General features: G+C 34.3%; 11 protein-coding genes. 3 read left to right on the top strand and 8 right to left on the bottom strand.

Annotation, left to right across the window (positions count from 1 at the left end):
* Nucleotides 1-140: 140 nt before the first annotated feature.
* The 4 genes from BM183_RS00990 to BM183_RS00975 all read right to left on the bottom strand — a co-directional run bounded on the left by BM183_RS00990 (nucleotide 141) and on the right by BM183_RS00975 (nucleotide 4,270).
* A complete protein-coding gene (locus tag BM183_RS00990; RefSeq protein WP_091683691.1) occupies nucleotides 141-704 on the bottom strand; it encodes a CDP-alcohol phosphatidyltransferase family protein in 564 nt (187 codons plus the stop codon).
* Between the two features lie 93 nt (nucleotides 705-797).
* Complete coding sequence (locus tag BM183_RS00985; protein WP_242960788.1) at nucleotides 798-2,306, bottom strand: phospholipase D-like domain-containing protein; 1,509 nt, start codon at nucleotides 2,304-2,306, stop codon at nucleotides 798-800.
* 165 nt (nucleotides 2,307-2,471) lie between these two features.
* Nucleotides 2,472-3,350: an aldose 1-epimerase family protein gene (locus BM183_RS00980; RefSeq protein WP_091683688.1), complete on the bottom strand. Its 879-nt coding sequence runs from the start codon at nucleotides 3,348-3,350 to the stop codon at nucleotides 2,472-2,474.
* Nucleotides 3,338-4,270 (bottom strand): carbohydrate kinase family protein, encoded by a 933-nt coding sequence (locus tag BM183_RS00975; protein ID WP_170847846.1) that lies wholly within the window; start codon nucleotides 4,268-4,270, stop codon nucleotides 3,338-3,340. Before BM183_RS00975 ends, BM183_RS00980 begins: the two co-directional genes overlap by 13 nt.
* A 198-nt stretch (nucleotides 4,271-4,468) precedes the next feature.
* On the opposite strand from BM183_RS00975, the gene BM183_RS00970 reads away from it, so the two are divergent.
* Complete coding sequence (locus BM183_RS00970) at nucleotides 4,469-5,350, top strand: AraC family transcriptional regulator (RefSeq protein WP_091683684.1); 882 nt, start codon at nucleotides 4,469-4,471, stop codon at nucleotides 5,348-5,350.
* A 180-nt stretch (nucleotides 5,351-5,530) separates the two neighbouring features.
* Complete coding sequence (locus BM183_RS00965; protein ID WP_091683682.1) at nucleotides 5,531-6,214, top strand: D-lyxose/D-mannose family sugar isomerase; 684 nt, start codon at nucleotides 5,531-5,533, stop codon at nucleotides 6,212-6,214.
* An 873-nt stretch (nucleotides 6,215-7,087) separates the two neighbouring features.
* Here the strand turns inward: BM183_RS00965 and BM183_RS00960 are convergent.
* From BM183_RS00960 to BM183_RS00945, 4 genes are all read right to left on the bottom strand, one after another.
* Entirely contained in the window at nucleotides 7,088-8,131 is a 1,044-nt protein-coding gene (locus BM183_RS00960) for a MupG family TIM beta-alpha barrel fold protein (protein ID WP_091683680.1), read from the bottom strand.
* On the bottom strand, nucleotides 8,124-9,548 hold the full coding sequence (locus BM183_RS00955; RefSeq protein ID WP_091683678.1) for a PTS transporter subunit EIIC: 1,425 nt from the start codon (nucleotides 9,546-9,548) through the stop codon (nucleotides 8,124-8,126). Before BM183_RS00955 ends, BM183_RS00960 begins: the two co-directional genes overlap by 8 nt.
* 184 nt (nucleotides 9,549-9,732) lie before the next feature.
* A complete protein-coding gene (gene murQ / locus BM183_RS00950) occupies nucleotides 9,733-10,635 on the bottom strand; it encodes an N-acetylmuramic acid 6-phosphate etherase (RefSeq protein ID WP_091683675.1) in 903 nt (300 codons plus the stop codon).
* Between the two features lie 30 nt (nucleotides 10,636-10,665).
* Entirely contained in the window at nucleotides 10,666-11,541 is an 876-nt protein-coding gene (locus BM183_RS00945; protein ID WP_091683673.1) for a MurR/RpiR family transcriptional regulator, read from the bottom strand.
* A gap of 644 nt (nucleotides 11,542-12,185) precedes the next feature.
* Between BM183_RS00945 and BM183_RS00940 the strand changes: the two genes are divergently transcribed.
* Nucleotides 12,186-12,989, top strand: a complete 804-nt coding sequence (locus BM183_RS00940; protein ID WP_091683671.1) for a CPBP family intramembrane glutamic endopeptidase — start codon at nucleotides 12,186-12,188, stop codon at nucleotides 12,987-12,989.
* Nucleotides 12,990-13,048: the final 59 nt, after the last annotated feature.

Here is a 13,048-nt window from a genome sequence, read left to right as displayed (position 1 = left end):
CAAATTATGCGGGAGAAAAGACTGACATGTAGAAAGCATGACTTTTTTATAAAACCTTTTAAATCAATATCTAATACATATTTCTCCTGCATAAAATGACGTTTCCATATACTACAAGTAAAAAACACTTAGTTAAGAGTTCATTTAGCCCAAGTCTGTCTCATTTTATAAAATACCGGAATATAAAGTGCCCATGTTACTAGCATCATTATTATTTCAACAAATATCAAAACATTCGCTGTAGTTTCCGGTATCCCGGGAAAAAAGACTAATATAGCTAATACAATAAATAAACTTGTTGTACATATTTTTCCATACATCTTTGCACCATCCAGCTTTTTCCCGTGTCTTAGATTTACTACTCCCATAATTAGCATAAATCCTTCTTTTAAAGCCATAACAATAAAAAGATATTTCATATAGCCATATCGTAAAGTAAGGCATAAGGCTATTGCACCATGTGTCATCTTATCTGCTACAGGGTCTATAAATTTTCCGAATTCCGTAATCATTTGAAATTTTCTGGCTATTTTACCATCTAAAAAATCTGTTACACCCGAAATTATTATTATTCCAGCTGCCATATAATAATCCTTCTTGGAATTTGCTCCTATATAGGTAATACAAAATAAGGGTATCAACAATATCCTAAAATAGCTCATGCAATTTGGTATAGATAAAAGTTCTTTTTTACTGATATTCATATTGGGTCCTCTCTGCTTCTTCTTATTCTTTAGCTGAAATGATTTCATAAATCACTTATACTTGTTTAATTGCTTTAAAACTTTGTTTCTTTTTTACATTAAAAACCGAAATGCTTTTCCAAAAATCTTTAATATTCTTATTCTGTTTTCCCTTTTTGCACTGATTTTTTGAGGAACCATTCCATCCGGGATAATATAATCATCTTTACCGGTTACTATCAAAGATTTTTCTTCATATACACCCATAGCTTCCCTTAAATTTTTGTTGATTGCCTCACTATCAATTACCAGCATAAGTTCAGTATCTATATATGTACTTCTCATATCCCAGTTAAAAGAGCCAATAGCAGACAAATTATGGTCTATAACAAAGCATTTTCCATGATAAGATATCCCTCCATCATATTCCAGGATTTGTATTCCTGTATCTAATATCTTTCCTTTATTATTCTGATAATCCATTGCTCCGAAAGGATTACCATTATTCGCAACAGAATTTGTCAGCATAGTTACTTTAGGAACCGCTTTGCTGACTTTGGTTATTTCCCCCAGCATCCAGTCATTGCAGATAATATAGGGCGTATGAAAAATGACTTCCTCCTTTGCATTCTGCATCAACTGGGTTATCTTATAAAATACAATGGGTTCTTTTGCATAAGGGGTTGTAGGATTAGATATTAGCTGAATATTATTTACCGGCTCTGTTTTCCCATAATAGTCAATCGTTTGAAACCATTCCGGATACTCTTGCTGCATATTTTTATATATTGTTATTAACTCTTCTGTTGCCTGCTTTACAGAATCTTTCTTCCAGATTTTAATATTGTTATTAAATTTTTTACATTCAGGCAGATTCCATATACCTGTGAAATAAGCAAGTAGTTGCTTCATGGATTCTCCCTGAACTGTTTCTTTATTATATACCAGCACATCCCAATCATAATTTTTATATCCCTCTTGGTTACCAAGGAAATAATCATAAGTATTACGGCCTCCAAGAATATATAAATTATCGTCTGCAATTAAATATTTATCATGGAGACGCCCCATAAGTGACCAAGGACGTAAAAGTGATACCGGATTATAGATTCGTATCTCTGTATTCTGTAAGTCTGATAGTGCATAAAAGTATTCATTACCTTTCACATTTGTAAACTCAGAAACTCCATCCACCAGAAGCTGAATCTGAACCCCTCTTTCTGCTGCAGAAAGCAAAGCTGCTAATATTTTCTTTCCGCTTTCATCCGTACGAAATTCAAAGGTAGATAGAATAATTCTTTTCTCCGCCTGTGCTATCATTCGTATTCTCTCTTCCAAAGCTTCTCCATTATCCGACAATATATAAGCTCGCTCACTTGTGATACCATCACCAGTATATTGACTTTTGTAGATGCTGTATTTCGTTTCTTTGCTTATAACCGGCTGATTAATGAATGGAAAAACGGCCCCAATTATAATGTAAACCATTAGTACAATCAGTAATATCGGTATCAGTTTCTTCATTTTTTGTTTTATGCTCCCCTGCTTATAATAATTCTGATTGAAATTACATACTTTATTAAGTACTTTTGGAACGCTGTACTTTTTCTGTCTCTTTTGCATTTTATAAATCTCCTACCGGTGCTTTTGTAATGATTCTAATCTATAATCGGAGAGTATACAACTAAAGTACAATAATTTAAGTTTTTTTTAATTGATTTTTTATTTTTATTTAGGATACTCTAACTCTCTTTTAACTCTAAATCAGGATATGCTCATGAAATGTAATCATGAGCATATCCTGATAGAAAACCTATTAATGTATTTTCTTTTTGCTTCCAGCTTTATTAAATCTTTCTGGGTGGTTAGTTCTTCTACAATGCCCTTTCTCGACGGTAAAGAAGTCCATGGCTCAATACAGATGTAATCTACTATTGTTTTCGGCCAATGCCAAATACCCAGGTATTTCATGTTTGAAAAAAGCATAGTAATTTCTTCTTTACCTTTTTCAGATCTTAAAGTAACTTTTTTTCCCATGTCTTTTAAAATGATTGCATCATTATCAAATAAATCATGCTTTAAGTGTAGATATTTCCCTTCTTCAAGAAGGAATTTTCTATTATTCTCTGTAACAAAGCAGTCTTCTGACATTCCAATCTGTATGGGTTCTGTCTGATCTTCAAATTCTATCACATAATCTTCAAAATTTAAGTTATCCTTCATTGGCACATTAAATCCAGGATGTCCCCCCAGGCCGAAATACATAGTTTTCTTGCCTTTGTTATGTACTTCATAAGTAATAATAATTTCATTCTCCTGTAATCTATATGTTACACAGAATTGAAAGGAAAATGGATATTGTATTCTTGTTTCCTCATCATCTTCCAGTGTAAAAGTAATGCAATCCTCTTTTTGTTCTAATATTGTAAATTCTTTCAACATGGCAAACCCATGAATCCCCATATGATATTCCTTACCATGGAACATATAAGTTTCCTTAGTCAGTCTTCCAACATAAGGAAATAAATTTGGTGCACTTTCTTCCCATGTATTTTTACTGCCCTGCCATAAGAACTCTTTTCCGGCTTGATTCCGGATGGATTTCATTTGTGCTCCTTTTGTTGAGATACTAACTTTTAATTTACTGTTTTCTATTACATATTCCATACTTTCTCAATTTCCTCTCTAGTTGGAAGGGCAGGAATTCCACCCATTTTCTGTACGCACAAAGAACCGGATATGTTTCCATACTTTAATGCAGCTTCAATAATATCTTTCGTTAAATCCTGTTTCTTGTTTACATCCTCCAATAATAGTTTTGAAAGGAAACCACCAAAGAAAGCATCTCCAGCACCTGTTGCATCTACTGCATGTACCCTTCTGCCTTCAACCTTTCCTATTTCTTTACGGAAGAAATACTTTGCACCTTTTGCACCCAAGGTTTCAATCACTACAGTAATATCGTATTCGTCCATTAATCTGAATATGTTTTCTTCTCCACCTACAAAATACAACTCTTCATCAGAAATTTTTAGCAAATCAATATAGGGAAGAACTTTATCTACTTCATTTTTTGCTGCTTCTTTACTTTCCCATACCATGTCACGGTAGTTCACATCAAAACTAACCAGTTTTCCCTGTTCATGTGCCATTTTCATAGCATATTTTACGGCATCTCTGCTGGGATTCTCTGATAAGCTAAAGGATCCGGCATGAAATAAGCGGCACTTTGCGATATCTTCTTCTTTCACATCCCACTCGTAAAGCATCATATCTGCACCTGGTTTTCTTGCAAAAGTAAAAGATCGTTCTCCATTTTCATAAAGGGTTACAAAGGCTAATGTAGTTACCGCTTCCTTTGTCAGACCCTCACATAAATAGGTTACTCCATCCTCTTCCAACGTTTCCCTTAAAAATCTTCCGAAATCATCCTCTCCAAGTTTTCCTAAAAACCCCACCTTTAAACCGTTTCTTGCTATACTAACAGCTGCATTTGCAGGGGCTCCACCGGGATTTTTAATATAACTGTTCTTCTCTTTTCCGGGCGTAAAATCAATTAACATTTCTCCCATACTAATTACATCCATTGTCATTTTCCTCCTTCAGAATACTTTTTAAATTTATTCGTTAATTTCATTGACTTCTTATTATCTACATTATAATATTATTTAAATTGTATTGCTATTCTTTATAGCCACTGTACAAAATTAATATTTTATTTCACTTTCCATGTTCTTTTCAACTACTGTATATTTCAGTACTTTGTTTTAATATAGGAGGTATTTATGGAAGAAGCCATTCACTTAATCGATGTACCTGTTTACTCTGCCAATCGTAATGTATTGACCAATGCGGAACTTAAGATTCCTGGGCTGAAAATGTTTGGAAAACACACCATGACTACTGCTGTTTCTCCCTTACCCAATCATTATCATAAAAATTGTTTTGAGATCACTTATGTATCCGATGGAGTAATTACGTTCCACGTAGGAGAAAAGGATTATAAATTACGTGGCGGTGATGTTTTTATCACGTTTCCTGACGAAGTACATAGTACAAATCTAACTCCCATGTCTGTAGGAGAAATATATTGGTTTCAGTTAGATATCACCAATCCAAAGAATCTTTTATTTTTAAATAGAGCAGCTTCTAACACATTGGTGAATCATTTATTACACTTAGAACAGCATTTATTAAACGCCAACTCAAAGGAAATGCTTCTTTTACTAAAAAAATCCTTTGATGCAAGTTTTCATTCCAAAAATACATTTTTATCCGCTTCTTATCTGACTGTTTTTATACAAAAATTATTGGAATGTAATACTCTGCCTAAAACAAAACTTTCAATGGATATGGAATCATCCGTAAATTATATTTTAACTCATCTAAAAGAAGAATTACCCTTGGATACGCTGGCAAAGCTATGCAATTTATCTACTTCACAATATAAGCAAAAGTTCAAAGCTCAAATGGGGGTATCCCCAAGAAACTTTATTAACTTCCAAAAAATCGAGGCCTCTAAACTTCTATTAGAAAAAGGAATGGATATTACCCATGTTGCTATGGAATTGGGTTTTAATACCAGCAGCTACTTTTCCGTTGTATTTAAACGGTACAATACCTATAGTCCTTCCGAATATATTAAAAGACATAAACCAAACATTTAATTTTGTACATCGTTTGTAAGTAAATGCGTACATTTTTATAGGTTTATATAATATAAGTAAACTATAAATAAACGGAGGTATTAGGTTGAAAAAACAATGTTTTTTCAAACGGCAATTTGTGCCGGCGTACATATTACTTTCGTTATCCAAAGGCGCTAAAGTGCCAGAATCGAGGTTACAATGAAACGTTCAGAAGTAAATAAAGCAATTAAAGAAATGGAAAGTTTAATAAAGAAACACGGATTTGAGCTGCCCCCATTCTGCAACTGGACTCCAGAAGAATGGAAAAATAAGAATGAAGAATACGATGAGATTCGTGACAACATGCTGGGTTGGGACATTACAGACTATGGTTTGGGAGATTTTGAAAAAGTAGGTTTTGCACTGATCACTCTTCGAAACGGCAATCAAAATAATCCAAAATACAAAAAAGTATATGCAGAAAAATTGTTAATGTTAAAAGAAGGCCAACATTCCCCTATGCATTTCCATTGGAATAAAAGCGAGGATATTATTAATCGGGGCGGCGGAACTTTAATTATTCATCTTTACAATGATAAAGGAGATGGTACCTTTGACGATTCCGATGTTCTAGTTAATTCTGACGGCCGTTCTTATTATGTAAAAGCAGGAACCGGTGTGGAATTAAAGCCCGGTGAAAGTATTACTCTTTGGCCTCACCAGTATCATGATTTTGATATAAAACCGGGAACCGGTGATGTACTAATTGGAGAAGTGTCTATGTGCAATGATGATACTACGGATAACCGTTTTTATGAAGAAATAGGCCGCTTCCCTACCATCGAAGAAGACGAACCGGCTTACCGGTTGTTATGTACGGAATATCCTAAGTGCCCCCAATAGAGGCGCTTTGCTCTGTAGTTTGTTGAAAACTCAGAAAGTGCTTTATTAAGCTTTATAATGACTCCATTTATATTGTTCAAGGATAACAGGGTGTATAGGATTAATTTTGCTACCTTACCCTGTCGGCCGGATTACGCAAAATTAATCCTATACACCCTGTTATCCTAATTTAAAGTTTTATGAGAGTCATTACGAAAGCTTATTAAGCACTTTCTGAGTTCAATTTATGTTGTCAGCAAAGCTGCTACTACCGATTATTTTACAAACTAGTATATATCTTAGGATAAATAAAATGTACATACTAATTCATGATATTATTTTATGTTGCTATATAATGGGTATACTAAATGAATTGTTATAAGTTTCAAAACACAACTTTACCTCAATGTATAAATTGAACTTTGGAGGTTTCGAAAAGGCTTTTAATTCTTTTTGAATAGATATTTAATACTTATGTACATAGATATAGAATTTTTTAAAGGTATTAAAACAGATAATATGAGATGAGAACCTTTTGTATGGAAAGAATAATAGTTATTGTCTGACAGAGAATTTATTTCCTTAAGTATAATTAATATATTTGAACTTGATTGATGAAAATTAAAATTATTTCATAAACAGCTTTGCTTCACAACATAAATTAAACTCAGAAAGTACTCATTGAGCTTTCGTAATGACTCTCTTAAACTAAATTAGGATAACAGGGTGTATATTATAAATTTTGCGTAATCCGGCCGACAGGGTAAGGTAGCAAAATTTATAATATACACCCTGTTATCCTTGAACATATAAATTGAGTCATTATGAAAGCTTTAATGAGCACTTTCTGATTTCCAACAAACTTCAGGCAAAGCGTCCTACTAAATTATAGTTCTAAAGTTTCACAAATCTTATCTTAGAACCATTCACAATATGATTTAACAAAAGATGATATTCTTTAGGCACCTGACCAATAACATTTACTCTCTCATCTGCCGGAAGTGATTCTACAATAATTTGAATCTCACCGGAATATCTTTGGTAGCGATAATTGTCAATGGTTATGGAGCCAGGTATTCTTTCCCTGCAATGTTCCGGTAAAATCTCTGCTCCCTTGCAGGCATATTCTCTTGATTCCTGTAAACGTTTCAACCAGCGAGGTGAATCTGCTCTTATGGTAAATACTTGATTAAACAGATATTCATATTCTTCCTCAAATATCGCCGGTATAGCATAAATATCAGATTCCAAATACTGTGATATCATATCCGCCTGAAATTGACTGATTAATCCATCACCAATAAAAATACCATCAACACCATAGGATAACAGATCAATAAATGCTGAGTAGGGAGATGCATTTCTATGAGACTCCAACGTCGGTAAGCCTTCATGTATCGGGCCTCTTTTAACTTCATCTCCGGGAATGAATGCAAGAACTTTAAATCCCTTACTCTTCAATGTATCATTTCTAAGTTGAAATTGTTCTATATCCAATCCTGTTTCCGGTCTTGGATAAAAATTATGCATTGCATATACATTAAAGGAATGTGATGCCAGTGTATCTATAAAATCAGAATTAACCGTTGAAGCATTAATACATATAGGAAATTCTTTCGCCAACTCAAATATTTCATCCTCTGAGAATCCGTAATCAATTCTTAGTATAGATATACCTAACAGCTTTGCTAAATCTATAAGGGAATCCGTTTTAAACACTTTCAAAGTATTTCTTGAGACATCTGCAATTATCTTATATCCACAGGTGGTTAAAAAAGAACACATCTCTTTGACTCTTTGAATATAGGTAGTATCATATTCTTCACTCATATGCAGGGAAGTAAAAATATAATTACCTTCTTTAAATATGGACTCCAATTTTGCTTTTTGTTCTTCAAAAGTTGATAAATATACAGAATATCCGATTGTATTAAACATTTGCAACTTCCTTATCTTTAATTACAAAGTAAGTTATTATAAAACCTGCTATATAGGATATCAGTAAGCCTAAGAAGAAGTTAAGCATGCTTTCCGGTTTCATAATTGGAATAGCTACTAATCCGGATGGGCCCCAGGAACTTGCCATAACATGTGTTAACATTACAAATGCTCCACCAAATCCTGCACCTAGACCTGCAGTAATAAATGGTTTAAACATAGGTAGAGTTACACCGTAGATTAAAGGCTCACCTACTCCAAGGAATCCTGCTGGAAGGGCACCAGCAATTACTTTTTGTATACGCTTGTTTCCAATACGTTTTGCTTTTAGATAGATTGCTAATGACGCACCAACCTGACCAGCTCCTGCCATTGCTAAAACAGGGAATAATGTAACACCGCCTAAAGTTTCTAATTGAATCGCATAGATTGGTATTAATCCATGATGCAATCCAAGTAAAACCATTGGAAGAAAGACTGCTGATAATATATAACCGCTAATTACACTAACAACAGGGTTAGAAGAATTAATAATTACACTAAGTGCTGCTACTAATCCATCTGATGCAAAACCTGCTAATGGCATAATAATAAATATAAATAAGATTGCTGTAATTAATAATGATACAAAAGGTGTAACAATTAAGTCTAATACATCTGGAACATGTTTTCTAACAAATTTTTCTACTTTTGATAGAATCCATACTCCTACGATAACACCTATAATACCGCCTTTACCTGTTGTAAGAATAGAACTTAGCGGAACTTCTTCATTGTACAGGCCAAATATTGTAGATATGGCAACAATATTACTTCCGATAGAGATTGCACCAATCATACCGCCTAGTGCTTCTGTTGCACCAAACTGTTTTGCAGAATTAATACCGGTATAAATTGCAAAGTAACCTAAGAATCCGCCGCCGATCAGAGCAAATAATAGCTGTACTACCTGCCAGAATCCTTCTGTACTTAGTACTCCTTGACCTTGCAGGGTGCTGATTAAACTGGCAAGACCATTGAACAGACCTGCTGCAATAATCGCCGGAATTAATGGAATGAAAATGTCTGCAATTGTCCTAATTGCCTTTTTAAATGGACTTTGCTTTTGTACATCCTTCATTGCAGTCTTATTTTCTTTCCAATCTTCAGTTACCATTTTTACCTTCGGAAGCCCTAATTCATCAGTACAAATATCAGCAACTTTTTTGGCTTTACCTGGCCCTAATACAATCTGAAGAGAATTACCATCCACAATATAGCCCATAACACCCTCTGTGTTCTTGATTTCCTCTCCTTTTACAAGGTCGGCATTCTTAACTGTTAAACGTAGCCTTGTCATACAGTTTGTGGCTTTATCAACATTTTCTTTACCACCAACAAGTTCAACAAGTTTTTTTGCTAATTCTAAATTTGTCATATATATTTCCTCCTCCTAATATGTTTTATGTGAATATTATCTCACTTTCAAACCCGATGCCGCTTTGCCACATCTAAAATAATAAACGAAGAAGTTCAATATGAGAATTCCAATGTATTCTCATGTTGGAGTTCTTCCAAGTGTGGAGATGCTTTTCTTTCAACTTTCGAAAGATTTTCATAAACTATTTGCTGCCTTTTAAAGCATGACGAATATGTCCATTAGAGTGGTCTAATCTTTCAATCGCCTGGTCTTTTGTACATTGTAACAAGATCATGGTGATTGCTAACTTAACACTTCCATCAGCCATTTCTAACATATCCTTCGCTAGTTCATGATTGCATCCTGTAGCTGCAATAATAATATTTACAGCACGAGAGTTTAACTTCTCATTGGTCTGCATAACGTCCACCATTAAGTTCTGATAGACTTTTCCTATCCCAACCATACTTCCAGTGGATATCATATTAAGTATCATCTTCTGTGCAGTGCCTGATTTCAAACGGGTAGAACCTGTTAATACTTCCGGTCCTGGTATTGGTTCAATTGCAATGTCTGAATATTTCGACACCTCTGAATTCTTATTACAAGCCAATACTGCTGTTTTACATCCAATCTCTCTTGCATATATTAATCCTGATATTACGTAAGGAGTACGCCCACTGGCAGCTATTCCTATTACAACATCATTCCTATTAAGATTTAATGTAACCAGATCTTCTTTTCCAAGAGTTTCGCTATCTTCAGCACCTTCCACCGCTTTAATGAATGCGTCGTTACCACCTGCAATCAATCCTACTACAGTATCCGGTGAGGTTCCAAAGGTTGGTGGACATTCCACTGCATCTAACAAACCTAACCTTCCACTTGTTCCTGCACCCATGTATATAATTCTGCCGCCTTTTCTTAAAGAATCCGTACACCATTCAATTACAGTAGCAACTTGGGGTAATACTTCATGGACTGCAGCCACTACCTTATTATCTTCTTCATTCATTATGGTTGCAATTTCTAATGGGGTCATACTATCTAAATTCATTGTTTTTTCATTTCGTGTTTCTGTTGTCAGTTTTGTCAAATCTAGCAACTGCCATTCCTCCTCGATTCTGATTTTAGTCTAATTTTTATTATGTTCATCTTGAGTCGTGCTTTTGTTAGGCTTATCTATGTGTGTATTCTCAAACTGTGCGAGACTTGATTCAAATTGCTTATTTAAAAATCCCGTATAAAGTATATCAATAATATTTAGTTGTGCTATCCTTGAAGACATTGCTCCGCTTCGAAATATGAATTCAGTAGCAGCAACACTTAAATTATAATCTGCCATTCTGGACAGAGGTGAATCTTCAAAACGTGTAATAGCAATGATTGGTGTTCCTTTTTGTTTTACGGTAGAAGCACATTTTAACACTTCTTCAGTTAAGCCAGAATAACTGATTACAATGGCTACATCTTCTTTCTTAATGTTTCTTGCCTGAAGCAACTGAGCATGCCAATCTTCATTGATTAAGCAAGGCTTGTTCATTCTTAAGAATTTAAGATAAGCATCCTTTGCAACTAAAAGGGATGACCCCATTCCAAATAGACATATTGTGTTGGCACTGTATATTAAGTCAACACAGTCCTGTAATATATTAGTATCTATTAATTTTCTGGTATTCTCCAGAGAGGCAATATTCTTATAAGTTACTTTGTCCACAATAGTTTCCAGGGAATCTTCTCTACTAATTTCTTTTCCCTTTTCACGACTGGTAGCTTTTCGTAAAGCCATTTCATAAATTAGTGATTTATGAAAGTCTTTATACCCTTGAAAACCTAGCTTACGACATAATCTTATGATTGTAGAAGATGATGTATAAGTTGTTTCCGCAAGTTGGTGTATATTAAGATTTACACCTTTTTCCGAATTTTTTAATAGAAAATGAATCACACCTTTTTCAGCTCCACTAGCATGACCTGAATATTCCTGTAAACGTACTAGTACACTTTTCATTGTTTTTACTCCATTCATAAGTTGAGTATACTATCCTGAAATTTTATAGTCAATTTTTATACACCATTATGAAACAATGTTTCCCATTATGACTAATTTATACTGAAAATCTGTAATTTCATGATAGTTTTTGTTAATTTGTAATAATTATTCCTTTGAAAATTACTATTAAGCGTTCCTACAGCACTTGTCTACGGATGAATTTATAAATTAATTTACACATAAAAAATACGCCTTACTGGCTTTAAATCAGTAAGGCGAATCTTATATGCAGATTATCTCGTTACCCTGGAATAGTTTATCCGTTCTGTGCCTATATCATGAACTCCGGACATTATTTTCCTAATAATTATAATATATAACTTTATAATTTGCACTCATCATTTTATTGTATGTAATGATATTTAAATTTAGTTAAAGTACAGTTTACAAGAGGATTACACAGGCTAACGGTCTATGGGCAGTAAGGGTAGCCGTACAGAGTAATTGCTGCTGCTTTTCTAGAACAGGCAGAATGGGAAGAGAAAACGCAAGTGACATGGCTGGATTTATGTGGTAAAATGGATTTATTGTATGTTCACAATGGTAGTATATATGGCGAATGTAGAAATAATGTATACTTCAAAACGTGAGGTGAAGAAATCATGACAGACAAAAAAATCATAGTACATTTTACGATGGTGACATTTTTCATAGCCTATCTTATGTCAGGGGCTTTGATTGCTCTTGGGCAATTGGGATTTTCGGTTCACTCTTCGGTTCAAGAATCATTACAGAACTTAGGGATGAATATTCCTTTTACAATCTATATTTTGTCCCCCGCTATTGCTTCATATATCGTTCTGAAGAAAAATAACAAAATAGCAGATCTTAAGGAATGGTTGAAAACTGTTTTTTACGTCAAAAATAACATATCTCTTTATTTGTTCGTTGTTGCAGGACTTGCACTGTATTTTTTGATACATCTTGCAGTTTCAGGCCCCAACGAAATGGCACTACCATTTTATATGTTCTTCCTTTCCCTGCCTGGCAATCTTATTATCGGTGGTTTGGAGGAAGCTGGATGGACATACATTTTACAGCCTGGGCTTTACAAGAAATATGGTTTTGTTTTATCTTCCGTTTCTGCCGGCATCATTTGGATTTTATGGCATATCCCTCTCTTCTTTATTCCAGGTACGGTTCACTATGAGGGCCTCATTGACTTTTGGATGTTTGCAGTTCAACTCATTGCGTTTCGGTTTTTCTACGGGGCAATCTACAAAATATCAGGTAAAGGCACTGTGTTTATGTGCGTATTATCCCACACCATGTTTAATGCGGCAAGCTCCACCTTTAGTATTCTGCCTATGACTTGGGCGGGAACAATTACCGCAAATGCTGTGCTTGTTCTTGTTTCAATTGTAACCGTTGCAATATACGACAAAAAGAACAGGCGAATTGTATAAGCATTCTTCAATCACCTTATACTAATAAGGTGGTTAAACTTGATGTACACTTCAACCTT

The sequence above is a fragment of the Anaerocolumna aminovalerica genome (assembly GCF_900115365.1).
GTDB classification, from domain to species: Bacteria; Bacillota; Clostridia; order Lachnospirales; family Lachnospiraceae; genus Anaerocolumna; species Anaerocolumna aminovalerica.
This window is presented reverse-complemented; position numbering and strand designations above follow the sequence as displayed.

Bases quoted from the DNA above. Each gene is read 5' to 3' on its own strand.
- BM183_RS00990 (WP_091683691.1), bottom strand. From the start codon at position 704: ATGAATATCAGTAAAAAAGAACTTTTATCTATACCAAATTGCATGAGC.
- BM183_RS00985 (WP_242960788.1), bottom strand. From the start codon at position 2,306: ATGCAAAAGAGACAGAAAAAGTACAGCGTTCCAAAAGTACTTAATAAA.
- BM183_RS00980 (WP_091683688.1), bottom strand. From the start codon at position 3,350: ATGGAATATGTAATAGAAAACAGTAAATTAAAAGTTAGTATCTCAACA.
- BM183_RS00975 (WP_170847846.1), bottom strand. From the start codon at position 4,270: ATGGATGTAATTAGTATGGGAGAAATGTTAATTGATTTTACGCCCGGA.
- BM183_RS00970 (WP_091683684.1), top strand. From the start codon at position 4,469: ATGGAAGAAGCCATTCACTTAATCGATGTACCTGTTTACTCTGCCAAT.
- BM183_RS00965 (WP_091683682.1), top strand. From the start codon at position 5,531: ATGAAACGTTCAGAAGTAAATAAAGCAATTAAAGAAATGGAAAGTTTA.
- BM183_RS00960 (WP_091683680.1), bottom strand. From the start codon at position 8,131: ATGTTTAATACAATCGGATATTCTGTATATTTATCAACTTTTGAAGAA.
- BM183_RS00955 (WP_091683678.1), bottom strand. From the start codon at position 9,548: ATGACAAATTTAGAATTAGCAAAAAAACTTGTTGAACTTGTTGGTGGT.
- BM183_RS00945 (WP_091683673.1), bottom strand. From the start codon at position 11,541: ATGAAAAGTGTACTAGTACGTTTACAGGAATATTCAGGTCATGCTAGT.
- BM183_RS00940 (WP_091683671.1), top strand. From the start codon at position 12,186: ATGACAGACAAAAAAATCATAGTACATTTTACGATGGTGACATTTTTC.